At 65.6% G+C, this 24,501-nt stretch carries 29 protein-coding genes; 24 read left to right on the top strand and 5 right to left on the bottom strand.

Annotated elements, in window-relative coordinates; genetic code table 11:
• Positions 1-19: 19 nt before the first annotated feature.
• The 18 genes from nrdR (at position 20) to tolA (ending at position 14,089) form a co-directional block, all read left to right on the top strand.
• Positions 20-463 carry a transcriptional regulator NrdR gene (gene nrdR / locus AC30QB_RS15370; protein ID WP_477901619.1) on the top strand — a complete coding sequence of 148 codons (444 nt, stop codon included), beginning with the start codon at positions 20-22 and terminating at the stop codon, positions 461-463.
• Between the two features lie 119 nt (positions 464-582).
• Positions 583-1,116, top strand: a complete 534-nt coding sequence (locus AC30QB_RS15365; protein ID WP_489547114.1) for a GspH/FimT family pseudopilin — start codon at positions 583-585, stop codon at positions 1,114-1,116.
• A gap of 9 nt (positions 1,117-1,125) precedes the next feature.
• Positions 1,126-1,551, top strand: coding sequence for a type IV pilin protein (locus tag AC30QB_RS15360; protein ID WP_489547113.1), 426 nt, complete (start codon positions 1,126-1,128; stop codon positions 1,549-1,551).
• Positions 1,548-2,120, top strand: a complete 573-nt coding sequence (locus AC30QB_RS15355) for a prepilin-type N-terminal cleavage/methylation domain-containing protein (RefSeq protein WP_489547112.1) — start codon at positions 1,548-1,550, stop codon at positions 2,118-2,120. Before AC30QB_RS15360 ends, AC30QB_RS15355 begins: the two co-directional genes overlap by 4 nt.
• Entirely contained in the window at positions 2,117-3,250 is a 1,134-nt protein-coding gene (locus AC30QB_RS15350) for a hypothetical protein (protein ID WP_489547111.1), read from the top strand. Before AC30QB_RS15355 ends, AC30QB_RS15350 begins: the two co-directional genes overlap by 4 nt.
• Before the next feature lie 8 nt (positions 3,251-3,258).
• Entirely contained in the window at positions 3,259-4,233 is a 975-nt protein-coding gene (locus tag AC30QB_RS15345; protein ID WP_489547110.1) for a prepilin-type N-terminal cleavage/methylation domain-containing protein, read from the top strand.
• Positions 4,230-5,357, top strand: coding sequence for a bifunctional diaminohydroxyphosphoribosylaminopyrimidine deaminase/5-amino-6-(5-phosphoribosylamino)uracil reductase RibD (ribD, locus tag AC30QB_RS15340; protein WP_489547109.1), 1,128 nt, complete (start codon positions 4,230-4,232; stop codon positions 5,355-5,357). The genes AC30QB_RS15345 and ribD overlap by 4 nt, the downstream gene beginning before the upstream one ends.
• A gap of 21 nt (positions 5,358-5,378) precedes the next feature.
• On the top strand, positions 5,379-6,002 hold the full coding sequence (locus AC30QB_RS15335) for a riboflavin synthase (RefSeq protein ID WP_489547108.1): 624 nt from the start codon (positions 5,379-5,381) through the stop codon (positions 6,000-6,002).
• A gap of 146 nt (positions 6,003-6,148) precedes the next feature.
• Positions 6,149-7,243 carry a bifunctional 3,4-dihydroxy-2-butanone-4-phosphate synthase/GTP cyclohydrolase II gene (gene ribBA / locus AC30QB_RS15330; protein ID WP_489547107.1) on the top strand — a complete coding sequence of 365 codons (1,095 nt, stop codon included), beginning with the start codon at positions 6,149-6,151 and terminating at the stop codon, positions 7,241-7,243.
• 10 nt (positions 7,244-7,253) lie between these two features.
• On the top strand, positions 7,254-7,718 hold the full coding sequence (ribH, locus tag AC30QB_RS15325; protein WP_489547106.1) for a 6,7-dimethyl-8-ribityllumazine synthase: 465 nt from the start codon (positions 7,254-7,256) through the stop codon (positions 7,716-7,718).
• A complete protein-coding gene (gene nusB / locus AC30QB_RS15320; protein WP_489547105.1) occupies positions 7,715-8,221 on the top strand; it encodes a transcription antitermination factor NusB in 507 nt (168 codons plus the stop codon). The genes ribH and nusB overlap by 4 nt, the downstream gene beginning before the upstream one ends.
• Positions 8,222-8,236: 15 nt before the next feature.
• Positions 8,237-9,421 carry a pyridoxal phosphate-dependent aminotransferase gene (locus tag AC30QB_RS15315; RefSeq protein WP_489547104.1) on the top strand — a complete coding sequence of 395 codons (1,185 nt, stop codon included), beginning with the start codon at positions 8,237-8,239 and terminating at the stop codon, positions 9,419-9,421.
• A gap of 148 nt (positions 9,422-9,569) precedes the next feature.
• Positions 9,570-11,261, top strand: coding sequence for a serine/threonine-protein kinase (locus tag AC30QB_RS15310; protein WP_489547103.1), 1,692 nt, complete (start codon positions 9,570-9,572; stop codon positions 11,259-11,261).
• Entirely contained in the window at positions 11,258-11,665 is a 408-nt protein-coding gene (locus AC30QB_RS15305) for a TssQ family T6SS-associated lipoprotein (RefSeq protein WP_489547102.1), read from the top strand. Before AC30QB_RS15310 ends, AC30QB_RS15305 begins: the two co-directional genes overlap by 4 nt.
• Positions 11,666-11,705: 40 nt before the next feature.
• Positions 11,706-12,110, top strand: a complete 405-nt coding sequence (gene ybgC, locus AC30QB_RS15300) for a tol-pal system-associated acyl-CoA thioesterase (RefSeq protein ID WP_489547101.1) — start codon at positions 11,706-11,708, stop codon at positions 12,108-12,110.
• Positions 12,107-12,808 (top strand): protein TolQ, encoded by a 702-nt coding sequence (tolQ, locus tag AC30QB_RS15295; protein WP_489547100.1) that lies wholly within the window; start codon positions 12,107-12,109, stop codon positions 12,806-12,808. Before ybgC ends, tolQ begins: the two co-directional genes overlap by 4 nt.
• A 1-nt stretch (position 12,809) precedes the next feature.
• The gene (tolR, locus tag AC30QB_RS15290; RefSeq protein WP_489547099.1) at positions 12,810-13,235 is read left to right on the top strand and encodes a protein TolR; all 426 of its coding nucleotides are present in this window, start codon (positions 12,810-12,812) and stop codon (positions 13,233-13,235) included.
• 11 nt (positions 13,236-13,246) lie between these two features.
• Entirely contained in the window at positions 13,247-14,089 is an 843-nt protein-coding gene (gene tolA / locus AC30QB_RS15285) for a cell envelope integrity protein TolA (protein WP_489547098.1), read from the top strand.
• Positions 14,090-14,106: 17 nt separating this feature from the next.
• Here the strand turns inward: tolA and AC30QB_RS15280 are convergent, their stop codons facing one another.
• The 4 genes from AC30QB_RS15280 to AC30QB_RS15265 all read right to left on the bottom strand — a co-directional run bounded on the left by AC30QB_RS15280 (position 14,107) and on the right by AC30QB_RS15265 (position 16,606).
• The gene (locus AC30QB_RS15280) at positions 14,107-14,565 is read right to left on the bottom strand and encodes a DoxX family protein (protein WP_489547097.1); all 459 of its coding nucleotides are present in this window, start codon (positions 14,563-14,565) and stop codon (positions 14,107-14,109) included.
• Between the two features lie 108 nt (positions 14,566-14,673).
• Positions 14,674-15,456, bottom strand: coding sequence for an HvfC/BufC family peptide modification chaperone (locus AC30QB_RS15275; protein WP_489547096.1), 783 nt, complete (start codon positions 15,454-15,456; stop codon positions 14,674-14,676).
• Positions 15,449-16,309: an MNIO family bufferin maturase gene (bufB, locus tag AC30QB_RS15270; RefSeq protein WP_489547121.1), complete on the bottom strand. Its 861-nt coding sequence runs from the start codon at positions 16,307-16,309 to the stop codon at positions 15,449-15,451. The genes AC30QB_RS15275 and bufB overlap by 8 nt, the downstream gene beginning before the upstream one ends.
• Before the next feature lie 21 nt (positions 16,310-16,330).
• Entirely contained in the window at positions 16,331-16,606 is a 276-nt protein-coding gene (locus AC30QB_RS15265) for a BufA1 family periplasmic bufferin-type metallophore (RefSeq protein ID WP_489547095.1), read from the bottom strand.
• Between the two features lie 310 nt (positions 16,607-16,916).
• Here AC30QB_RS15265 and AC30QB_RS15260 point away from each other — a divergent pair, with 310 nt between their 5' ends.
• The 6 genes from AC30QB_RS15260 (at position 16,917) to AC30QB_RS15235 (ending at position 23,802) form a co-directional block, all read left to right on the top strand.
• The gene (locus AC30QB_RS15260; protein WP_489547094.1) at positions 16,917-18,314 is read left to right on the top strand and encodes a GH1 family beta-glucosidase; all 1,398 of its coding nucleotides are present in this window, start codon (positions 16,917-16,919) and stop codon (positions 18,312-18,314) included.
• 61 nt (positions 18,315-18,375) lie between these two features.
• Positions 18,376-19,605, top strand: a complete 1,230-nt coding sequence (locus tag AC30QB_RS15255) for an ABC transporter substrate-binding protein (protein ID WP_489547093.1) — start codon at positions 18,376-18,378, stop codon at positions 19,603-19,605.
• A gap of 250 nt (positions 19,606-19,855) precedes the next feature.
• Positions 19,856-20,755, top strand: a complete 900-nt coding sequence (locus AC30QB_RS15250) for a carbohydrate ABC transporter permease (protein ID WP_489547092.1) — start codon at positions 19,856-19,858, stop codon at positions 20,753-20,755.
• Positions 20,752-21,654: a carbohydrate ABC transporter permease gene (locus AC30QB_RS15245; RefSeq protein ID WP_489547091.1), complete on the top strand. Its 903-nt coding sequence runs from the start codon at positions 20,752-20,754 to the stop codon at positions 21,652-21,654. Before AC30QB_RS15250 ends, AC30QB_RS15245 begins: the two co-directional genes overlap by 4 nt.
• 30 nt (positions 21,655-21,684) lie before the next feature.
• Positions 21,685-22,767 carry an ABC transporter ATP-binding protein gene (locus tag AC30QB_RS15240; protein WP_489547090.1) on the top strand — a complete coding sequence of 361 codons (1,083 nt, stop codon included), beginning with the start codon at positions 21,685-21,687 and terminating at the stop codon, positions 22,765-22,767.
• 6 nt (positions 22,768-22,773) lie between these two features.
• Positions 22,774-23,802, top strand: coding sequence for a LacI family DNA-binding transcriptional regulator (locus AC30QB_RS15235; protein WP_489547089.1), 1,029 nt, complete (start codon positions 22,774-22,776; stop codon positions 23,800-23,802).
• Positions 23,803-23,855: 53 nt separating this feature from the next.
• Here the strand turns inward: AC30QB_RS15235 and AC30QB_RS15230 are convergent.
• The coding region (locus tag AC30QB_RS15230) for a hydantoinase B/oxoprolinase family protein (RefSeq protein ID WP_489547088.1) at positions 23,856-24,501 on the bottom strand (646 nt) is incomplete at its 5' end.

Below are 24,501 nucleotides of genomic sequence, written 5' to 3'. Positions count from 1 at the left end.
CGGACATTTCAACTGACATATGCGCTGCCCCTTTTGTAGCCACGAAGACACCCAGGTCGTCGAGACGCGCGAGTCCGACGAAGGCGATGTGGTGCGCCGGCGCCGCCGCTGCCAAAGCTGCGACAAGCGCTTCACCACCTACGAGCGCGCTGAAATCGCGCTGCCGTCCGTCGTCAAGAAAGACGGCACCAGGGCCGAGTTCGACATCGGCAAGATCCGCGCCTCGATGACCCTCGCGCTGCGCAAACGCCCGGTCAGCGTAGAACAGATCGACGCCGCCATCGAGCGCATGCAAGACAAGCTGCTCAACAGTGGCGCCAAAGAGGTGGCCTCCACCCGCCTGGGCGAGTTGGTGATGCGAGAGCTCAAGCGCATCGACAAGGTCGCCTACGTGCGCTTTGCCTCGGTCTATCGCAGCTTCGAAGACGTGGATGAGTTCCGCCAGCTGATTCGCGACATCTGAGTTTCACCCCCGCCCGAGTGCCCCCAATAAAGGCACCCTGACTCCCCCGCCCGGTGGACGCGAGCGCGGCCTGCATTTTCTACAGTGCAGGCACGTTCAAAACAAAAGGGGTAGGGATCATGAAAGCACGGGCTCGCGGGTTCACGTTGATCGAGTTGATGACGGTGGTGGCAGTCGCCGGCATCGTGATGACAGCGGCGCTGCCGTCGCTCAGCGGCGTGGTCGAGACGCAGCGCATTGAGGGCATGGCCACGCAAATGGCCAGCGACTTGCAATTCGCCCGGTCTGAGGCTGTGCTGCGCAACCAGAGCGTGCGCGTCACGTTCCAGGCAAATGCAGCCGGCACAGCGGCCTGTTACATGGTTCACACGGGCTCGGCGAGCCAATGCGTATGCGGCGCATCCGGCTCGGCGCGCTGCGAGGGCGACGCGCAAGCCATCAAGACGGTTGCACTCGATGCCGATCAGCGCATCAGCCTGCAGGCCAATGTCGTCACGATGGTGTTCGACCCGCTGCACGGCACCGCCACCCCGACGGCCACGCTGCGCATCACTGGTACGCAGGGGCGCGCGGTGCACCAGGTGGTCAACATCATGGGCCGTGTGCGCTCGTGCTCGCCGCAAGCGGCTGTCTCTGGCTACCGCGCCTGCTGAGGAGCCGAGATGAACAAGCTTCAAAACGGCTTCACACTGGTCGAGCTGCTGGTGGTCACCAGCATCACCGGCATCCTGGCGGCCACCGCCTATCCCAGCTTCGCAGGCCCTGTCTACAAGGCACGGCGCACCGACGGCATCACAGCCCTGCTGCAGCTGCAAATGAGCCAGGAGCGCTGGCGCTCGGGCCACAGCAGCTATGCCAACCAAGCCGAGCTGCAAAGCAGCGCCACGTCGTCGCTGCGCTACTACACGCTCAACATCACCGAGGCCGACGCCACAGGCTTCAGTGCCGTGGCCACCGGCACCGGGGCGCAAGCCGGTGACAGCGCATGCAGGGTGCTGCGCGTCACCGTGGCAGCGGGCCAGACCACCTACACGGCCGGCGCCGATGACAACACCAGCGCCAGCAACAAGCGCTGCTGGAACCTATGAGCGCCCGGTATCACCAGGCGGGCCTGTCACTCGTCGAGCTGATGGTGGGCCTTGCCGTCGGCCTTCTGATCGTGGCCGCGGCCCTGCTTGCGCTGACCCACCATCTGCGCGAGAACCGCAGCCTGATGGTCGACGCCAGGCTGATGCAAGACCTGCGCACCACCACCGACCTCATCGCCCGCGACCTGCGGCGCGCAGGCGCCATGCGCCAGGCCGAAGGTGGCGTGCGCTTCTCTTACCCCGACAGCTCAGAACAACTCGCGTATCGGCTTCGCGACGGTGTGATCGAGATGCAAATCGGCGAAGGCCACTGGCAGGCCATGACCGATGCCAACACCCTGCGCGTCGCGTCGTTCAGCATCACGCCGCATGAACAAGAAACGGTACTCACCGGCTTTTGCAGCCAGCCTTGTACAGAAGGCAGCACCAGTTGCCCGCCGCGGCAGGTGCTGCGCAGCCTGGCCCTCGATGTCGATGCCCGTGCAACCCACGACGCCTTGGCAGCCCGCAGACTGCGCACCACCGTTCGCCTTCGCAACGACGCGCTCGTTGGTGCGTGCCCGGCATGAAGGCCGCTCAACGTGGCGCCGCCACCATCGCCATCACCTTGATCCTGAGCTTCGCCATTCTTCTCAGCGTGGCGTTTGCCAACCGCAGCATGCTGTTCGAGGTCAAGACGTCGACCAACCAGTACCGCGCGGCCCAAGCCCATGAGGCCGCCGAGGCAGGCCTCGAATGGGCCATCGCCCAGCTCAACAGCGACACCCCCATTGGCGACGACTGCCTGGCCAGCGAGAGCCCCGCGGCAACGCCATTTCGCGAGCGAAGCACCGCCACCATGCATGCCCGCTGCACGGAGGCCGAGAGCGGGTGGTCTTGCGCCTGCCCGTCGTCGGGCGATCTGCCTGCTCCCGGCGACTCGCTGGCGTTCACTGTGCAGGCCGAGTCGAGCGGCCCATCGGGTTTGCTGCAGCTCATCGCCACTGGCACGAGCGTCGACCATCGCGGCTACCCGGTTCAACTCCGCGTTGTGGTGGGCCGGCTACCGGGTCTGGACACGCTGCCCGCCGCTGCATTGACAGTGCGCGGCACGGCCACCGCCTCCTTCGGTGTTCATCACACCGACCCCAGTACCGGGGGGCTGACCGTGCACAGCGGCGGCGCTTTCGACGCCACGCCACTCAGCCTCACGAGCACACCCGGCACCCCGCCCAGCGCTTCGGTGCTGACGAACGATGCAGGCCTTGCCCACCTCAGCGCGCAAGGCCTCTTCGCCAGCGTATTCCGCATGGACAAGGCCGCCTGGCGCTCGCAGCCCGTGGTGCACGAGATGGGCTGCGAAAGCGACTGCGGCGCAGCGCTTGCCCAAGCGGTGACCACGCATTCGTTGATCTGGCTACGCGGCGGGCTGCGCGTCGATGTACCTGTTGTGCTGGGCACACCCGAGCGGCCAGTGCTGCTGGTGGTCGACGGGCCCGTGCAACTGCAGGCGAGCGCCGTCATCCATGGCGTGGTCTACACCACCGATGCCACCTGGACCGACACCGCGGGCGCTGCGATCCATGGTGCCGTCATCGCAGAAGGAGACCTGCACGCGAGCGGCAACACGCAAATCCACCACCACCGCGCCGTACTCGAAGCGCTGCACCAGCGCACAGGCACCTATGCCCGCCTGCCCGGCAGCTGGCGCGACCTGTGAGGCTGACCATGACGACATCACCTTTGCGCCGCCAACGCGGCCTCACCCTGATCGAAGCGATGGTCGGGTTCCTCGTGCTCTCGCTGGGCCTGCTGGGCGCGTTGCGATTGCAGTCGTGGTTGCGGCTGAATGGCGATATCGCCCGTCAACGTACCGAGGCCGTTCAACTGGCACAGCAAGACGTGGAGCAGATGCGCGCTTTCGCCAACGCCACCGCGTTCAACAGCATCACCCACCAGCGCAGCGAGACCTCTGGCAGCCGGACCACCTTCGCATTGGCACGCACCGTCTCCACGAACGGGGCACTCAAGAACGGCCTGGTCGCCGTGAGCTGGCAAGACCGCAGCGGTGCCGCCCAATCTGTTCAGCTGCACGCGGCCATCGCCGGCCTGGCACCGGTCTACTCCGCTGCACTGACCTTGCCCGCGCAAGACACCACGCTGGCGCCGCGCCGCGATCTGCCCGTTGGCGCCAAATATCTCGCGCACGGCCGCAGCGTCTTCAAGCCCACGGCTCGCAGCAGCGTCGCCTGGGTCGTCAACGACGCAAGCGGCGAGGTGGTGGCGCAATGCATCGTGCCGAGCAGCCTGGCGGCTCAGGCCATCACCGAAGCCGACCTCACACAGTGCAACAACGTGGTGGGGCGCCTGATGCACGGGTACATCCGCTTTGCCGACGACCGGCCTATCGCCTTGACGATCCTCCTCTCCGCCACACGCTGCGAAACCGAGGCCTGGTCTGAAGGCCGCGAGCGCTACCTCGCCTATTCCTGCCTCGCACCACCGCGCAGCGGTGCAGCAGACCTGCGCATCGTGCCCGACGGCTGGGCCTTCGGCGACAACGCCGGCACTTTCAAGGCCTGCCGCCACACCGGCCGCGCATCTGTGCAGAACTTTCTGCTGATCCGTGGTGACACCGCCTGCCCCGGCACGCTTGCACCGCACAATGACGTTTCCACGGCCACCGTTCAGCACCAGCCTTGACCCAAGCCCCCGCCTGCTCGCCCGAAGATCACGCCGCGATGCGCGAGGCTCTGGCGCTCGCCGCCCAGGCCATAGGCCTGTCCGAGCCCAACCCACGCGTCGGCTGCGTCATCGTGGCTGCCGACGGGCGCGTGCTGGGCCGTGGCCACACGCAGCAGGCCGGTGGCCCGCACGCCGAGGTGATGGCGCTGCGCGACGCAGCCGAGCACCGGCACGACGTGCGCGGCGCCACGGCCTACGTCACGCTAGAGCCCTGCTCACACCACGGCCGCACGCCACCGTGCTGCGATGCCCTCATCGCCGCCGGCCTGGGCCGCGTGGTGGCGGCCACGCAAGACCCCAATCCCTTGGTCGCTGGGCAAGGCATGGCACGGCTGGCTGCGGCAGGTCTTACGGTCGAAATGGGCCCACTGGCCGAAGAGGCACGTGAGCTCAACATCGGTTTCTTCTCGCGCATGCTGCGCAAACGGCCCTGGGTGAGGCTCAAGACTGCTGTGTCGCTCGACGGCCGCACCGCGCTTGAAAACGGCCTCAGCCAATGGATCACCGGCGAGCTCGCACGCACAGATGGCCACGCGTGGCGCAAGCGCGCTGGCGCGCTGCTCACCGGCGTGGGCACGGTGCTCGAAGACAACCCGCGCCTGGATGTGCGCCTGGTCGAAACACCCCGGCAGCCGCTGCGCGTGATCGTCGACTCGCGGCTAGACACACCCGCCAGCGCGCGCATCCTGGAGCCGCCGGGTGCGGTGTTGATCTACGCGTCGCAGCCCGACAAGCAGCGCCGTGTAGCTCTCGTGGCACGCGGGGCCGAGATCACGCTTGCGCCGGGTGCTGGCGGCAAAGTCGATCTGGCCAGCCTGCTGACCGACCTGGCTAAACGCGGCATCAACGAGCTGCACGTCGAGGCCGGTCACAAGCTCAGCGGCTCTTTCGTGCGCGAAGGCCTGGTCGATGAATTCCTCATCTATCAAGCGCCCAAGCTGCTTGGTGCCGGCCACCCGCTCGCCAGCTTCGGCCCCATCGACACATTGGACGACGCGCTTGCGCTACGCTTCGTGAGCATCGAGCGCCTGGGTGACGACTTGCGTTTGATCGCAAGGCCGCCCGGCCGCGAGCAGTTCTGATTTCACCCCGCACACACCACCATGTTCACAGGCATCATCACCGGCCTAGGCCAGATCGTCGACGTCAAACCCCTGGGCAGTGACGCGTCCCACGGCAAGCAACTCGTGTTGCACGCACCCGCCGGCTACCTTGATGACGTGCAGCTCGGCGACAGCATCGCGCTCAACGGCGCCTGCATGACCGTCACCAGCTTCGACACCGCTGCCCACCGCTTCACCATCGACATCTCGGCCGAAAGCCTGGACAAGACCGCCGGCCTGAGCCAGCCCGGCCCCGTCAACCTGGAAAAGGCCTTGCGCGCCAACGACCGCCTGGGCGGCCACCTGGTCAGCGGGCACGTCGACGGCATGGGCCGCGTGGCATTCTTTGCACCGGTCGGCGAGTCGTGGGAGCTGCGCATCCACTCGCCCAAGGCGCTGGCCAAGTTCCTGGCCTACAAAGGCTCAATCACGGTCAACGGGGTCAGCCTCACCGTCAACAAAGTGACAGATTTGGCAGACGCCTGTGAATTCAGCATCAACCTGATCCCCCACACCATCGAGAACACAACCCTCGGCGCGCTGAAGGCCGGCCACAGCGTCAACCTCGAAATCGACCAGATCGCTCGCTATGTCGAAAGAATGTTGAGCCCCGCAGTCGCGTAGCTGTTGCCCCCGAAGGGCGCTGCCTAGCAACCCGGCAAAGCCGGTTCCGCGGGCATTGCGTGGTGATCGCCTCGCTTCGCGGGTGACAGAGCAGGCGAGCGCGCGACAGAGGAGCGCAGCGCATGGGGGGCCAATACAATCGCTGGATGCCTATTTCACCCGTTCCTGAACTGATCGCCGAGCTGGCCGCTGGCCGCATGGTCATCCTAGTCGACGAGGAAGACCGCGAAAACGAAGGCGATCTCGTGCTCGCTGCCGACCACGTGACACCCGAGGCCATCAACTTCATGGCGCGCTTCGGCCGCGGCCTGATCTGCCTCACCCTCACCCGCGACCGTTGCGAGCGCCTGCACCTGCCGCCCATGGCCACACGCAATGGCACGCAACACGGCACCGCCTTCACGGTGTCGATCGAAGCGCGAACCGGTGTCACCACCGGCATCTCGGCGGCTGACCGCGCCCGCACCATTCAAGCCGCCGTGGCGCGCGACGCGCAAGCCACAGACCTGGTGCAGCCCGGCCACATCTTCCCGTTGCAAGCCAAAGACGGCGGCGTGCTCATGCGCGCCGGCCACACCGAAGCCGGCTGTGACTTGGCCGGCATGGCAGGCCTGAGCCCCACCTCGGTCATCTGCGAGATCATGAACGACGACGGCACCATGGCCCGTCTGCCCGATCTCGAAGTGTTTGCCAAAGAGCACGGCCTGAAGATCGGCACCATCGCCGACCTGATCGGCTACCGCAGCCGCAACGAAAGCCTGATCGAGCGCCTGAGCCAGCGCAGCCTCACCACGCCCTACGGTGAATTCGACTGCACCACCTTCCGCGACCGCACCGGCGGCGTGCACCTGGCGCTGAGCCACGGGCCTGTGCACCTCGGTGAAGAAGTGCTGGTGCGCGTGCACGAGCCGCTCTCGGTGCTAGACCTGCTAGACACCGGCTCTTGCGGCCACTCATGGCCCCTGCCCAAAGCCTTGCAAGCCCTGCAAGGTGCCGGCCGCGGTGTGGCCGTGCTGATGAACTGCGGTGACGACACCGGCGGCCTCATGGCACGCCTGGGCGCTTCGACCGACGCCGCGCCCGTGCGCGCGCAAATGGACTTGCGCACCTACGGCATTGGCGCGCAAATCCTGCGTGAGCTGGGCGTGACCCGAATGAAGCTCTTGGGCAGCCCGCGCCGCATGCCCAGCATGACCGGCTACGGCCTCGAAGTCACCGGCTTCGTGGCTCCCGAACACTGAAAGAACACACATGCAAGACGCTGACAAAGGCCAGGCCGCAGAACTGGACGGCACCGATTTGCGCATCGGCATCGTGCAAGCCCGCTTCAATGAGAAGCTCACCGGCGCGCTCGCGCAAGCCTGCATTGCCGAGCTCGAAACGCTGGGCGTGGCCGGCAAGCACATCCGCCACGTCACCGTGCCGGGTGCGCTCGAAGTGCCTGTGGCCTTGAACGCCCTGGCGCAGAGCGACCGCTTCGACGCGCTGATCGCGCTCGGCTGCATCATTCGCGGCGAGACCTACCACTTCGAGCTGGTGGCCAACGAGAGTGGCAGCGGTGTGAGCCGCGTGTCGCTGGACCATGAAATCCCGGTGGCCAACGCCATTCTCACCGTCGAAAACGAAGCCCAGGCCTGGGCGCGCGCCGAAGAAAAAGGCCGCGACGCCGCACGCGTGGCGGTCGAGATGGCCAACCTGCTGGAAGACCTTTCGTGACCGACGCCCCCAAGAAGACTGCTGGCAAACCGCCGAGCAAGCCACCAGGCAAGCCGGTTCGACCCAAGTCGTCGCGCCGCCGCTCGCGTGAATTTGCCGTGCAAGGCCTGTACGAGTGGCTGCTGTCGGGCGGCGAGCCGAGCTTGATCGACGCCCATGTGCGCGAGCAAGAGGGCTTCGACAAATGCGACGCGGCTCACTTCGATGCGCTGCTGCATGGCTGCATAGCCGAAGCCTCCGACATCGACGCCTTGCTCAGCCGCCACGTCGACCGCAAGACCACCGAGCTCTCGCCGGTGGAGCATGGCGTGCTGATGATTGGCACCTATGAGCTCAAGCACTGCATCGACATCCCCTACAAGGTGGCGATCAACGAAGCCGTGGAGCTGGCCAAGAGCTTCGGTGGCACCGACGGCCACAAGTACGTGAACGGCGTGCTCGACAAGGCTGCCGTCGACCTGCGGCCCGTAGAGGTAGAGGCGTTTCGCGCCTCGCGTCGCTAACGTCACCACGGCCGCATGAAGCTCGCAGGCCGGCTCGACCACATCGAGCCCTTCTATGTGATGGAGTGCGCCAAGGCAGCCGCCGAGCTGGCCGCAAGCCCAGCGTGTGACCCGGTGCGTGGCGGCACGCCGATGATCTTTTTGAACATCGGCGAGCCCGACTTCACCGCACCGCCCCTGGTGCAGGAAGCCGCGTTGCGCTGCCTGAGCCAAGGCCGCACCCAGTACACCGCCGCCACCGGCCTGCCCGCCCTGCGCGAGCGTTTGAGCCAGTGGTACGCCGAGCGCTTCGAGGTGGACGTGCCGGCGCGCCGCATCGTCATCACCGCCGGTGCATCGGCCGCCTTGCAGCTCGCCTGCCTGGCGCTGGTCGAGCAAGGTGATGAAGTGCTGATGCCTGACCCCAGCTACGCCTGCAACCGGCATTTCGTGGCCGCGGCCGATGGGGTGGCAGTGTTGTTGCCCTCGGCGCCCGAGCACCGCTTTCAGCTCGACGCCGCGGGCGTCGAAGCAGCCTGGACGCCGCGCACCCGGGGCGTGCTGCTGGCCTCGCCTTCCAACCCCACTGGCACCTCGATTGCGCGCGACGAAATGGCGCGCATCGCGCAGGCCGTGCGCAGCCGTGGCGGCTTCACCATCGTCGACGAGATCTACCTCGGCCTGAGCTTCGATGAAGCGTATGGCCACAGCGCCCTCACGCAGGGTGCCGACATCATCTCCATCAACAGCTTCTCCAAATACTTCAGCATGACGGGGTGGCGTCTGGGCTGGATGGTGGTGCCCGAAGACTTGGTTGCGCCGATCGAGAAACTCGCGCAAAACCTCTACATCTGTGCTTCGGCTGTCGCCCAGCACGCTGCGCTGGCTTGCTTCGAGGCCGAGTCGATCGCCGAGTACGAGCGCCGCCGAGGTGAGTTCAAGGCCCGGCGCGACTACCTGGTGCCTGCGCTCGACTCGCTAGGTTTCAAGGTGCCCGTCATGCCCGACGGTGCCTTCTATGCCTGGGCCGATTGCTCGGCGCTTGCGCCCAGCAGCTGGGATTTCACCTTCGACCTGATGCGGCGCGCCCACGTGGCCATCACGCCCGGGCGTGATTTCGGCCCCCATGCGGGTGAGCGTTATGTGCGCTTTTCTTATGCAAGCAGCATGGCCAGCCTGCAAGAGGCCGTTTCACGCTTGCGCACAGCGCTTGTCGCCTGAGTGAGAAAGCTCACAGCCTCTTTCGTAAAGGGGTGTTACTAATGCGCGAACGCGGTGCTTTTTGGTGCCTGAGCGCACCGGTGTTGGACTAAGCTCACGTGATGGTGGTTGCTTACTGCCCCGCTGAATGACGAACCCAAGCTCTTCCATGTCCGGCCTAGCCTCTGAACCGTCTGCCCCTGGCCCCAATGGCACGCCCCAGTCGCCCGATTCGGCGCCCTGGAGCGACACCGATCTGGGCGCCCTGCCGGTGCAGCCTGCAGCGTCGTTCAATGCCAACCCGCCCAACAAGGCCGCCGACCAGTTGCCCACCATCGGCCACATCGGCCGCTATGCCCTCAAGTACCAGATCGGCGAAGGCGGCCTCGGCCGCGTCTTCGCTGCGCACGACCCGCTGCTGTCGCGCCTGATCGCCATCAAGACCCTGAACCTCGAGATCGCTGCCGAAGAGCGTGAAGCCTTCAACGCGCTGTTTCTGAACGAAGCGCGCGCCGCAGGCGGCCTGAGCCACCCGCACATCGTGACGGTGTTCGACGCCGGCGTGAGCGAGCAAGGCGCCTACATCGCGATGGAGCTGCTCAAGGGCCGCGACCTGCGCCAGCTGCGCCTCGAAGGCTGGAAGCCCACGCCCACCCAGGCTGCGCTCGTCGTGCGCCGCGTGGCCGACGCACTTGCCTACGCGCACTCGAAGGGCGTGGTTCACCGCGACATCAAGCCCGCCAACATCTTCATGGTGGGCCGCACGCAGCCGCGCGTGCTCGACTTCGGCATCGCCCGCGTCGCGCATCAGCATGAGGCCCATGCCGAAGGCGACGTGGCCGGCGGCTCGCCTTATTACATGTCGCCCGAGCAGGTGCGCCAGCAGCCCGTGGATCGGCGCTGCGATGTGTTTTCGCTCGGTGTGGTGCTGTACGAGCTGCTGAGTGGCACGCGCCCCTTCCGCGGCGCATCGCTCAAAGAAATCACCGACGCCGTGGTCGAGTTCGACCCGCCCAAGGCCAACGAAGTCGACGCCACGGTGCCCAAGGCGCTGTCCGACATCGCCGCACGGGCGATGGAAAAGAACCCCGAAGACCGCTACCGCTCGGCCCGCGCGCTGTCGCGCGAGCTGCGTCACTGGCTTGAAGAGCACGCGCAGGAAAACGCAGACCCAACCGACGAATCGTCCACACCGACCAGACGCCCGATCGTGTGGGCCTTGGGCGCCATCGCTGCACTGGTCGTGGCCGGTGCAGCCTGGTGGGCATTGGCCCCTCACGCCGGCGCGCCCGATGCGGCGAAGCTGGCCACCGCACCCGCACCCGCACCCGCGGTGGTGGTGACGGCGCCACCGCCCATGGCCTCGACCGTTGTCGTGGCGGCAGCAGCCCCCATCGACGCCGCTTCGACTGCCGCGATGCCAGCCCCAACGGCCCAGGTTCCAGACCCTGCCCCGGTCGCACCGCCGCCCGTCATTGCCGCGGCGCCCGCGGTGGCACCGCCCCCGGTCGAAGCACCCCGTGTGGCCCAAGCTGCAGCACTGCCCGCCAAACCGATCATTCTCAAAGAGACTGCCAAAGAACGCCGCGCACGCGAATCGCGCGAGCGCGAAAGCCGCCTCGCCACCACCGGCTCTGGCGTGGTCGCTGCCACGGGCGTGCTGCGCCTGGCTGTCAGCCCTTGGGGCCAGATCGAGGTCGATGGCAAGCCAGTGGGCATCGCACCGCCACTCAGCGAGCTCACGCTCGCTGAAGGGCGCCACACCGTCATCATTCGCAATGACGAATTTGCACCCTACAGCTCCACCGTCAACATCGTCGCTGGCCAGCCCGTTTCACTCAAACACCGCTTCGGATCATGAGAACGCCGCTTGCCTTCGCGTTCTTGCGTGTGTGCGTGCCCTTGCTTGTGACGCTCGTGGCCGGGTGCGCCTCGCAACCCACCGCCGCCCCGGTGGGCCTGCTCGACGTGACCTCGCGGCCGGCTGAGCGAGCGCTGCAAGGCGGCATTCGCGCCTATGAAGACGCGCAGTACGCCGAAGCCGAGAAGCAGCTCAACCTGGCGCTGCAGACCGGCCTGGTGTCACCGCGTGACCGCGGTGCCGCCCACAAGACGCTCGCTTTCATCTACTGCACCAGCAGCCGCACGGCCGACTGCGAAGCGGCGTTTCGCGCTGCCAAGAAGGCCGACCCAGCCTTCGCACTGAGCAAGTCCGAGCAAGGCCATCCGCTCTGGGGCCCGGTGTACAAGCGCGTGCAGCCATAATCCGCGAGACCGACGGCAGGTCGCCGTCTGACTCGCGTTCATGTCTGCAGCCAACACCTACGCGCACACCCTGCGCATCTACTGGGAAGACACCGACGCCGGCGGCGTCGTCTTCTACGTCAACTACCTCAAGTTTTTTGAGCGCGCCCGCACCGAGTGGCTGCGCTCGTTCGGCTTCTCGCAAGAAGACCTGCGCGCGCGCACGGGCGTGATGTTCGTCGTGGCACAGACCCAGGTGCGCTACCTGCGCCCGGCCCGGCTCGACGATCTGCTGAGTGTTACCGTACAAATCCAGCATGCAGGCTTGGCCAGCATGAACATTGCACAGGTGGCATGGCGCGGTGACGAGAGGCTGGCCGAGGGCGAGATACGCATCGGCTGTGTCGACACCGGAACCTTCAGGCCCTGCCGCATTCCCACTGAACTCATCAACGCCATCGCATGAACCAAGACCTTTCCATCATCAGCCTGGTATTGCACGCGAGCTTCGTGGTGCAGTTGGTCATGGCCGGCCTGCTGATCGTCTCGCTCGCCAGCTGGACGGTGATCTTCGGCAAGCTCTTCGGCTTGAAGAAGGTGCGCGCCACGAATGAAGAATTCGAGCGTGAGTTTTGGGCCGGCAAGAACCTCAACGACCTTTTCAACGACGCCGGCCGCCGCGTCGAGGGCGCGCCCATGGAGCGTATCTTTGCGTCGGGCATGCGCGAGTTCATGAAAATGCGCGAGCGCCGCGTGATCGACAGCGGCATGTTGCTCGACGGCTCACGCCGCGCCATGCGGGCGAGCTTCCAGCGCGAGCTTGACGTGGTCGAGTCCAACCTCTCCTTCCTTGCCTCGGTGGGCTCGGTGTCGCCCTATGTGGGCCTGTTCGGTACGGTGTGGGGGATCATGCATGCCTTCGTCGGCCTGGCCAACCTCACGCAGGTGTCGCTGGCCACGGTGGCGCCGGGCATTGCCGAGGCACTGGTGGCCACGGCCATCGGCCTCTTTGCCGCCATCCCGGCGGTGATCGCCTACAACCGCTTCGCACGCGACATCGACCGCATCGCCATGCAGATGGAGACCTTCATCGAAGAGTTCTCCAACATCCTGCAGCGCAACGCCAGCCAGCCGCTGCCGGCCGCCGCGCAGGCTGCGCACTGACATGGCCGCCGTCAGCCCGATGCGCGGTGCGCGCCGCCGCACCATCAGCGAGATCAACATGGTGCCCTTCATCGACGTGATGCTCGTACTGCTGATCATCTTCATGGTCAGCGCGCCCCTCATCACCACCGGCGTGGTCGACCTGCCCAGCATAGGCAAGAGCAAGCAGCAGCCCAAGAAGGTGATTGAGGTGGTGGTGAGCAAAGACGAAGCCCTGCGCCTGCGCATCGACAACAAAGACGCCTCCACCATGACGCTCAAGAACCTGGCCGACCGCGTGAGCGCGGCGCAAGGTGGCGACCCGCAGGTGCCGGTGGTGATCTCCGCCGACAAATCGGTCAAGTACGAAGCCGTGGTGCGGGTGATGGACCTTTTGCAAAAAGCCGGTGTCCAGCGCGTGGGCCTGTCGGTGAAGAGCAACGGCTGACAGGCGCGCCCGTGACGACCTTGGCCCCGTTGGTACGCGACACCCTGAAACCCAAGTCGCCCGATGGCACCAGCCGCGGGCTGGCCTTGTCGGCCATCGTGCACGTGGGGCTGATCATCGCCTTGGCCTTCGGAGTGAACTGGCGGGCCAGTGAGCCCGAGGGCGTGGAAGCCGAGCTGTGGGCTGCAGTGCCGCAGGTGGCTGCGCAGCGCGACATTGCGCCCGAGCCTGACCCCAAGCCCACGCCCAAGCCAGTGGTGCCGCCCAAACCCGAGCCAAAGCCCGAGCCGAAACCAGAAACCAAGCCGGCCGTGCCCGACCCGCAGATCGCGATCGAGAAGGCCAAGCAGGAGAAGCTGAAGAAGCAGAAGGAAGAAGAAAAACGCGAGCGGGAAGAGAAAGCCGAGAAAGCAAAGGCCGACAAGAAGAAGGCTGAAGAAGAGAAGGCCAAGCTGACCAAGGTCGAAACTGAGAAGCAGAAAAAGCTCGACGAACAGCGCGACAAAAACCTGGCCCGCATCAAAGAAATGATGGGCGCCGATGGCGGCAGCCCCAGCGGCACCGCGGCCCGCTCGGCCGGGCCATCTGCAGGCTATGCAGGGCGCATCAAGGCGCGCATCAAGCCCAACATCCTCTTCCCCGACACCATCGAAGGCAACCCTGCGACAGAAGTGGAAGTGCGCGCCGCGCCTGACGGCACCATCATCGCCCGCAAGATCACCAAGAGCAGCGGCGTAAAAGAGTGGGACGAAGCCGTGCTGCGCGCCATCGACAAGACCGAGATCTTGCCGCGCGACACCGATGGCAGCGTGCCGTCACCGATGCTCATCACCTTCAAGCCACGCGAGCTTTGAGCGCTGGCGCTTACGCGTCAGCCCTTCATCAAGCGCGTCTCCAGCACGCGGTCGAGCGACCAGCGGCCCGGGCCCCACAGCACCAGCGCCAACAGCAAGCTGCCCCAGAACACATGCTGCTGCAGGGCAGCAGGCGCGATCTCGGCCAGGCTGACCACGGCCACGATATTCATTACCGATAAGCCCAGCGCTGCGAAGCGCCCGGCCAGGCCCAGCAGCAGCAGCACCGGCAGCACCAGCTCGCCGGTGGTGCCGGCGATGGCCGCCACCATGGGCGAGAGCAACGGCACTTTGTACTCGTCGGCGAAAAGCGCGAGCGTGGTGTCCCAGTCGTGAATCTTGGTCAGGCCGGACAAAAAGAAAGCCTGCGCCACATAGAAACGCGCCGCCAGCTGGGCGAGCGGTTGCAGCATCTCCAGCCCGGCCACGAAGCGGCCCCACAGGTTCAGCAAGGGAGTGACGGCGGTGTTGTACATGGGTTGCTTTCTAGGGCTCTGTTGATTCCAGTGCGCGGCACCAAAGGAAACGCTGCGCTCAAGGCTTGGTCGGTGAGCGCGCGCACATCTTGCAGCGGGTGGATGAAATCAAGCTGCGCGTCTGGCTCGCAACAGCCAGCCCTGCTGCAACGCCAGCAGCAGCCAGGGCTCGAACTCGAAACGCTCGCCAGCGGCGTCGAGAGCCACGGCGATGGTGCTTTCTCGAAGCAGGCTCATCATCCAGCGCGCGGTGTCAGCACCCACCACCATCGCCTGCGCGCGCCAGCCTGATCGCCAGACCACGGCCGACTCACCAGTGCCCGCCGCGAGGGCCAGGCGCGCTGCTGCCCACTGCGCGGCCGCGTCTTCACCTGCCTGGTGCGCCCGCCACACACTCACCACCGGGTAGGCGCTGGCGAGCAGCGCCACACCGGGCATCAGTTCGAGCTTGAGCGTAGGCGGGGTGAGCTCGGCCATGAGGTTCAGCGACGCCACGTCTGTCGTCGCATCAGCGGCATGCTCGGCCACGGCCAGCAGCCAGTCGAGCCGGGCGCTGTCTGCGAGATAAGGCACGTCGATGAGTTGCTCACTGTCGGCAATGAAGGCGGGCAAGCCTTCGCCGAAGCAGGCCAGGTCGCCACGCACAGGCGGCCGGGCGTGCCAGAACGCACGCGCCAAGGCGGCAAACGATTCATCGCCCATCAGTGCCTGCACGGTGGGGAAAGACGATGCCAAAGCGCGCTCGGCCGAGGCGCCGGCATTGGCCTGGTAGGCCTGCATGCCGCGCTGCCGGCGCTCACTGGTGTCGCCCAGCCAGCCCTGCAGCGACATGCCTTCATCGCGGGCCAGCAGCGCCGCCATCAAGGCCTGCTGCCGCTCCAGTTCACTCACACACGCCACCAGTCATCAAGCGCCCAGCAGCGCGCGCTTCTTCCAGCAGCACGTCGAGCGCGGGCACATCGGTGTCCCACTCCATCAGCGTGGGCACAGCGCCCAGGCGCGCGATGGCGTGGCGATAGACCTGCCACACCGGCTCGTGCACACGGCTGCCATGGTCGTCGATCACGATGTCGCCCATGTCCTTGTAGCCGGCGAGATGGATCTCGCCGACCGCGTCGGTGTCGATGGCATCAACCCACTCGCATGCTTGGCGCACGGGGTCGACCGCACCCTCGTTGAGCGCGTTCACCACCAGGTTGTTCACGTCGAGCAGCAAGCGGCAACCACTGCGCAGCACCAGCTCATTGAGGAACTCGACTTCGCTGAAGTCGCGCTCGGCGAAGCTCAGGTAGGCGGAGAGGTTTTCCACCAGCAGCGGGCGCTTCAGGCGGTCTTGTACATGCGACACATTGGCCACCATGATGGCAAGCGACGCGTGGGTGAAGGCGAGCGGCAGCAGGTCGTTGCCATGCAGCACGGGGCCGCCTGTGCGCTGCGGGGCGCGCGCAAAGCTCGCATGGTCTGACACCCGCACGGGGTTGATGCGATCAACCAAAAGCGCGAGCTTGTCCAGGTGCCACGGGTCTAGCCCTGCCGCGGAGCCTAGCGACAAGCCCACGCCGTGCAGGCTCACGTCATAGTGCGAGCGCGTCTCGTGCAGCACGGCCAGCGCCGCACCGCCGTCGGCAAAAAAATTCTCGGAATGCACCTCGATGAAACCGAGGTCAGGGCGCCGCTCCAGCAGCTCGGCGTAGTGAGGCTGGCGCAAGCCAACCCCGACCATCGCATGCGGCGCAGCGCCCATGTTCACGCGAAGCCGCGTGAATTACTTCTTGGCGGCCTTCTTGGCCATTTCGGCGTCAACGCCGCCCATGTCTTTGCAGGTGCCCTTGGCCACGTACTTCCACTCGTCGGCGCCCTTCTCGGCCTTGGATTGGCCGGCGCAAGAGTGCGTGCCCGACAGGTTGGCGCAATCGTTTTGGCCGGCCTTGGCAATGCCGAAGCACTTTTCCTTGGCTTTCTCTTCCGCAGAAGCCTGGCCGATCAGGCCGAGTGCGAGCAGGGATGCGAGGGCGGTCGAGGCGATCAAGCGTTGGTTCATGTGTGTTCTCCGTTGTGGGGATTGAGGTGTCGAAAGATGGAAACGACCCCATCCGTCGACCCGTGGCAGCGGCTTCTTACAGCCGCTGCGGATCATGGCTCAACTCTCGGCGTGGGAGCGTAACAAGTTGGCGCTGCGGCCAGCCCGACAAACGACCCAAAGACGCGCTCCAAAATCGACCGTCCAGGGTTCACCCTCATGACTTCGATTGCCGTGGCTGGTGTAATCACGCCCGAAAGTGGAATCGGTTCCACTTTTATCAAATTCACAAACCCCTGACCGCCAGCTGCTGAAGAAAGACCTCGCGCCGATGTCTACCGCCGCCACTCCCACCCGGGCCATGCCTGACACGCCGAGCCTCGCGCCACCCGCAGGGTCGCGCATGGCGCAGCCCGGTTTCCTATGGGGTGTGGCCACCGCGTCGTACCAGATCGAGGGCGCCACCGAGCTTGACGGCCGCCTGCCGTCGATCTGGGACACCTTCTCGGCCACGCCTGGCAAGGTGCTACACGGCGATACCGGCGCCGTCGCCTGCGACCACTACCAGCGCTGGGAAGCAGACGTCGAGCTGATGGCCTCGCTGGGTGTCGACGCCTACCGCCTCTCGATCGCTTGGCCGCGCGTGATGGACGAGCACGGCAAGCCCAACCGCGCCGGTCTCGACTTCTACAAACGCCTGCTCGACCGGCTTGAACAAAAGGGCTTGCAGCGCTTCGTCACCCTCTACCACTGGGACTTGCCGCAGCACCTGGAAGACCGCGGTGGCTGGCTCAACCGCGACACCGCCTACCGCTACGCCGACTACGCCGACCTCGTGAGCCGCGAGCTGCAAGGGCGCGTGACGGCATGGTCCACGCTCAACGAGCCGTGGTGCTCGGCCTATCACGGCTACGGCGACGGCAAGCACGCGCCCGGCCTTGCCGACGGCCGCTACGCCACCCAGGCCATGCACCACCTGCTGCTGGGCCACGGCCTCGCGCTGCCGGCGCTGCAAGCCAACGACCCCGCGGCCAAGCGCGGCCTGGTCGCCAACATCGGCCGCGGCACGCCCAACAGCGATTCACCCGTTGACCGCGAGGCCGCCCACCTGTTTGAGGTGCAACACAACGCCTGGGTGCTCGACCCCCTGCTGAAAGGTGAATACCCCGCTGATCTGTTCCGCCTGTGGCCCGGCACCGAGCCGTTGGTGCTTGCGGGCGACATGGCCATCATCAGCCGCCCGCTCGACTACCTGGGCATCAACTACTACTTCCGCACCAACGTGCGCAGCGACGGCGCGCACGGCTTCATCGACACGCCGCTGCCCCACGTCGAGCGCACGCAGATGGGCTGGGAGGTCTACCCGCAAGGGTTGCAAGAGCTGCTGGTCAGCATCAAGGCCAGCTACCCCGCCCTGCCGCCGATCTACATCACCGAGAACGGCACGGCCTCTGACGACGTGGTGGTCGGCGGCAAGGTTGACGACCCGCAGCGCATCAGTTTCCTCAACCGCCACTTCGCTGCTGTTGACGGCGCCATGAAGGCCGGCGTCGACGTGCGCGGCTATTTCGTGTGGTCGCTGATGGACAACTTCGAATGGGCGTTCGGCTACGAACGCCGCTTCGGCATCGTGCACGTCGATTACGAGACGCAGCAGCGCACGCCCAAGCAAAGCGCCAAGGCTTTGCAGGCGTTTCTCAAGGCGCGCTTAACCTCGCGCAATCCCTAACGCAAACCCCCAACCGCAATCACAAAGAGGGCCCTGGCCCACATCAACCGGAGAAGACAACATGCAAATCACATTCAAACAACTGGCCCTCGTGGCCGCCCTCGCCGCCGCCGGCAGTGCTCATGCACAGAAGGCTGAAGTCATTCACTGGTGGACTTCGGGTGGTGAATCCGCCGCCGTGAAAGAGCTGGCCGATGCTTACAACAAGGCCGGTGGCACCTGGGTCGACAGCGCCGTGGCCGGTGCCGACAATGCGCGCGCGGCCGCCATCAGCCGCATTGCCGGCGGCAACCCGTCGACGGCCGCGCAGTTCAACACCTCCAAGCAGTACCACGACGTGATCGCCGAGGGCCAGCTCAACGACATCGACGCCGTAGCTGCGAAAGAGGGCTGGGACAAGTGGTTGCCCAAGCCCATCATCGACAGCATCAAGGTCAAGGGCCACTACTACGCGGTGCCAGTGAACATCCATAACCCGACGTGGTTCTGGTACTCGAAGTCGGCCCTGCAAAAGGCCGGCGTGGCCTCTGAGCCTAAAAGCATGGAAGAGCTCTTCGTCGCACTCGACAAGCTGAAGGCCGCTGGCCTGGTGCCGCTTGCCGTGGGCGGCCAGAGCTGGCAAGAGTGGATCACCTTCTACAGCGTGCTGCTGCACGTGGGTGGCAAGGATGCTTACCTCAAATTCTTCAAGGACCATGACGCCGCCAGCGTGAACGCCGAGCCGATGCGCAAGAGCCTCACCGCACTGAAGAAGCTGCAAAGCTATGTCGACCCGGGCTCGCCGGGCCGCAACTGGAACGACGCCACCGCCATGGTCATCAGCGGCAAGGCCGGCTTCCAGATCATGGGCGACTGGGCCAAGGGCGAATTCGCTGCCGCCAATCAGACGGCGGGCAAAGAATTTGGCTGCTTCGCCGGCTTCGGCGCCAATGCACCTTACATGGTGGCAGGTGACGTGTTCGTGTTCCCCAAGACCAGCAACAAGGACGCCATCGCCGCCCAGCACAAGCTGGCCACGGTGTTCACTTCGCCCGCCACACAGGTGGCGTTCAACAACAAGAAAGGCTCGATACCGGTTCGTACCGACGTAGACAGCAGCAAGATGGACATCTGCGCCCAAGCTGGCGTGAGTGCCATGAAAGACCCGTCACGCCAGATCGCCAACCCCGACATGCTGATGACGCCCGACATGGTCGGCGCCGTGCAAGACGTGATCACTAAATTCTGGAACGGCACCCAGTCGGTCGACGACGCCGTGAAGGCCTTGCAAGGCGCGGTCGCCAAGCGCTAAGGTCGTTCACCCGTTCACCCTGAGTTTGGCTAAGGGCCTGCCCGCATGCCGGCAGGCGTTTCGACAGGCTCAACGCGAACGGCGTTTTCTTCTTACCTGACCAGCGACGAACCTCAGCTCCCAATCTGTTCGCCCAGTTCCGTTCGGCCTGAGGTATCGAAGGCCAGCGCTGGGCTCTATACCTCACCCCGAACCGAGCTTGGCTGAGGTTCGTCGCCAATCAGGTCTTCTTATGTGACGGAGGCCCCAGATGGCCAGCTCGAAACCGGCGCGCCGCAGGCGCGCCGTGGCGGTACAGCTCGCGCTGCTGCCGATGGCGATCACGGTGCTCGGTGTCTACATCGGCACGGTGCTGTGGTCGGTCCGCATCTCGTTCAGCAGCTCCAAGATCTTCCCGAAGAACGATTTCGTCGGCTTTGCTCAATACGAGCGGCTGTTCGACACCGAACGCTGGGTCATCTCGCTGCACAACCTGGCCGTCTTCGGCGTGCTGTTCATCGCGGCCTGCCTGGTGCTGGGCTTCCTGCTGGCTGTGTTTCTCGACCAGCGGGTGCGCGGAGAAAACGTGCTGCGCACCATTTTTCTATACCCCTATGCCATGTCTTTCGTGGCCACCGGGCTGATCTGGCAATGGGTGCTCAACCCGCAGCTGGGCATACAGGCCACAGTGCGCGGCCTGGGCTTCCCCGCCTTCGAGTTCGACTGGATCGTCAATCAAGACAAGGTCATCTACACCCTGGTGATGGCCGCTGTGTGGCAGGCCTCGGGCCTGGTGATGGCGGTGTTGCTGGCCGGCCTGCGCGGCATTGATGAGGCGCTGTGGAATGCGGCCCGCATCGACGGCGTGCCGCGCTGGCGCTATTACCTGAGCGTGGTGCTGCCGCAGCTGGGGCCCGCCTTTGGCACCGCCTTCGTGCTGCTGTCGGTGGGTGTGGTCAAGGTCTTCGACGTGGTGGTTGCCATGACACTGGGCGGCCCTGGCACCGCCAGCGAAGTGCCGGCCAAATTCATCATGGACAACCTCTTCAACCGCGCCAACGTGGGCCTGGCCTCGGCAGCATCTACCGTGATGCTGCTGACCGTGCTCGCACTGTTGGTGCCCTGGTGGTACGCCCGCTCGGTGCAGGCGCGGCGAGGGGCTCGCGCATGAGCGCCGTGCTCAATTCACCGGTTCAACCGCGCGCCACGCGGCGCAGGCCGGCCTTCACCCCGGCGCGGCTTGGCCTCTACGCCTTGCTCATCAGCGCGGCGGCGTTCTTCCTGGTGCCGCTCTACGTGATGCTCGTCACCTCGCTCAAGCCGATGGAAGAGATACGCCTCGGCCAGCTGTTTGCCTTGCCCATGCACTTCACAGTCGAGCCCTGGATACAAGCGTGGTCTGGCGCCTGCACCGGCCTCGAGTGCCGCGGCATCCAGGTGGGCTTCTGGAACTCGGTGAAGATCGTCGTGCCCAGCACGGTGCTGTCGATCTTTCTCGGTGCGCTCAACGGCTATGCGCTCTCGTTCTGGCGTGTGCGTTGGGCCGAGATTCTTTTCGGCGTGCTGATGTTCGGCGCCTTCGTGCCTTACCAGGTGATGTTGTACCCGCTGGTGCGCTCACTCGCCACGGTGGAGCTGTATGGCACGCTCACCGGCATCGTGCTCATACACACCGCCTTTGGCATGCCTGTGATGACGCTGCTGTTCCGCAACTACTACGCCAGCGTGCCCATCGAGCTCTTCAAGGCGGCGCGCATCGACGGCGGTGGCTTCTGGCGCATCTTCTTCCAGCTGATGCTGCCGATGTCGCTGCCCATCATTGCCGTAGCGGTCATCATGCAGCTCACCAACATCTGGAACGACTTCCTGCTGGGCCTGGTATTTGCCGGCCGCGACAACCTGCCCATGACCGTTCAGCTCAACAACGTCATCAACACCACCACCGGCGAGCGGCTGTACAACGTGAACATGGCGGCCACCTTGCTCACCTCGCTGCTGCCGCTGGCCATCTACCTGGTCTCAGGCCGCTGGTTTGTGCGCGGCATTGCTGCCGGTGCCGTCAAAGGCTAGCCCGACACCAGCCCGCCTGAAGAAAAAAATATGTCCAACGTCACCATTGAAAACCTCGACATCCAGTTCTCCGGTGTCAGCGTCATCAGCCAGCTCAACCTCGATGTGCAGAGCGGCGAATTTCTCGTCTTGCTGGGCCCCTCGGGCTGCGGCAAGTCGACCCTGCTGCACAGCATTGCCGGCCTGATCGACGTGCACCAGGGCCACGTCGGCATCGGCGGCAAAGACGTCACCTGGGCCGACCCCAAGGACCGCGGCATCGGCATGGTGTTCCAGTCGTACGCGCTCTACCCGACCATGACGGTCGAGAAAAACCTCTCCTTCGGCCCGCGCATCGCCGGCATAGCCAAGGCAGAGATCGCACGGCGCGTGGAGCGTGCGGCCACCATGCTGCAGCTCACGCCCTTGCTGCAGCGCAAACCAGCGCAGCTCTCGGGCGGCCAGCGCCAGCGGGTGGCCATCGGCCGTGCGCTGGTGCGCGAGGCGGCCGTGTTCCTGTTTGACGAGCCCCTGTCCAACCTCGACGCCAAGCTGCGTGGCGAGCTGCGCCGCGAGTTGAAGCAGCTGCACAAACAGCTGGGCGCTACCATGATCTACGTCACACACGACCAGGTCGAGGCCATGACGCTCGCCAGCCGCATCGCCGTGATGAAAGACGGCAAGATCCAGCAGATCGACTCACCCGCAGGCGTCTATGGCCGGCCGGTCAACATGTTTGTCGCCGGCTTCCTCGGTGCGCCCAGCATGAACTTCGTCGAGGGGCGCCTGGAGCGCAACAGCGGCATGCTGCATTTCGTCTCACCTACGTTGCGGGTCGACGTGTCGGCGTATCCGTTCGCATCGGGGGTGATGCACGAGCAGCCCGCGGTGCTGGGCGTGCGGCCGGAGCACATCACGCTGTCACCGCAGGGCAGCGACCCTGCGGGCCACGCCAGCATCTCCCTGGTCGAGCCCATGGGCGCCAACCAAGTGGTGTGGCTAGACGCGCAAGGCGTGTCGCTCGCAGTCGACGCCGACGCGCAGTTTGTGCCCGAGCAAGACCGCCGCATCGGCTTCGCCATCGACGCCACGCAGGTCTCGCTCTTCGACCCGAAAACCCAAGCGCGGCTCTGACACCGCATGGCGACCATCAAAGACGTTGCGCGCCTGGCCGGGGTTGGCCTGGGCACGGCATCACGCGCCATCTCGGGCCGCGGGCCGGTGTCGGAGAAGGCGCTCGCCAAGGTCAACGAAGCCGTGGCGGCGCTGCAATTCCGACCTTCCAACGTGGCACGCGCGCTGTCGAGCAAGACGCTGGGCATGATCGGCGTCTACGTGCCCGACTTCTCCGGCACCTTCTACGGCGAGATCTTGCTGACGGTAGACAGCGAGCTGCGCGCAGTCGACCACCACATGGTGGCCGCCAACGGCTGCGGCCACGGTGACGCGCGCCAGCAGGCGATCGACGGCATACGCTTCCTGCTGGAGCGCCAATGCGACGGCGTGCTGGTGATGAGCAACGACCTCACCGACGCTGATTTCACCGAGCTTTACGCGCAGCACCCCAAGCTCGCGCTGCTCAACCGCAGCACCCCAGCCATGCCGGGCCACTGCTTCAGCACCGACCACGAGCTCGGCGGCCGTCTGGCCGCACGTGCGCTGCTGATGAAGGGCCACCGCGATATCGCCCTCATCAGCGGCCCGCACCGTGCGCCCGACAACGAGGCCCGCATGGCCGGCTTTCTCGACGAGCTGGCGCAGCACCGTGTGCGCGTGCCCAAGCGCCGCCGCGTTGACGCTGACTTCAGCTTCAATGGCGGCTATGTTGCCGCGCAAACGCTGCTCGCAAGAGCACCGCGCGACTACAGCGCCCTCTTCTGCGCCAACGATGTGATGGCCATGGCAGCGATCTCGTGCATGGCCAAGCTCGGCATCAGCGTGCCGAGCGAGCTGTCGGTGATGGGTTTTGACAATGCCGATGTATCGGGCTACACCGCGCCCAAGCTGACCACGGTGAACGTGCCAATTGCGAAAGCCGCCTCGGCTGCGTGCCGCTTTCTGTTGAACCAGTGCTACGGGCTGGAGCTGCCGGTGGCACGTGAGTTCGCGCCAGAAATCATCTGGCGCGATTCATTGGCCGACGGGCCGCACGCAGCACTGCCTTGTTGAGTCGGCACGATGAAACCAGAATTCAATGACTTGCGAGGCCCTGCCTCTGCCACTTAACCCGGCGTGCCGTAACCACCACCACCGGGGGTTTCAATCACAAACACATCGCCGGGCTGCATCTCTACCGAGCCGATGTGGTCGAGCTGCTCGGCCCGTCCATCGGCCCGCTCGACCCGGTTGACACCCACCTGCCCGGCTTGGCCACCCGCCATGCCGAAGGCTCCGGTGTGGCGGCCGTTGGACAAGATGGACGCCGTCATGGCCTCCAGGAAACGCACCCGCCGCACGCCGCCATCGCCTCCCTTGTGCGCCCCCGCACCGCCTGAGCCGGCGCGTATCGCGTAACCCTCGAGCCGCACCGGGAAGCGGAATTCCAGCACCTCGGGGTCGGTGAGGCGCGAGTTGGTCATGTGGGTTTGCACGACGCTGGTGCCGTCGAAATCGGCGCCGGCCCCTGAGCCACCGGAGATGGTCTCGTAGTACTGGTACTTGGCGTTGCCGAAGGTGAAGTTGTTCATGGTGCACTGGCCTGCGGCCATCACCCCCAGCGCGCCGTACAGCGTGTTGGTGATGCAGGTGGAAGTCTCCACATTGCCCGCCACCACCGAAGCGGGTGGCCTCGGGTTGAGCATGGAGCCTTCGGGGATGATCACTTGCAATGGCTTCAGGCAGCCCGCGTTGAGCGGAATGTCATCGTTT

It is taken from the genome of Rhizobacter sp., assembly GCF_046595475.1.
In the GTDB taxonomy this organism is placed as follows: Bacteria; Pseudomonadota; Gammaproteobacteria; order Burkholderiales; family Burkholderiaceae_C; genus Rhizobacter.
Note: the sequence above shows the minus strand (reverse complement) of the source record. Positions and strands in the feature narration are given on the sequence as shown.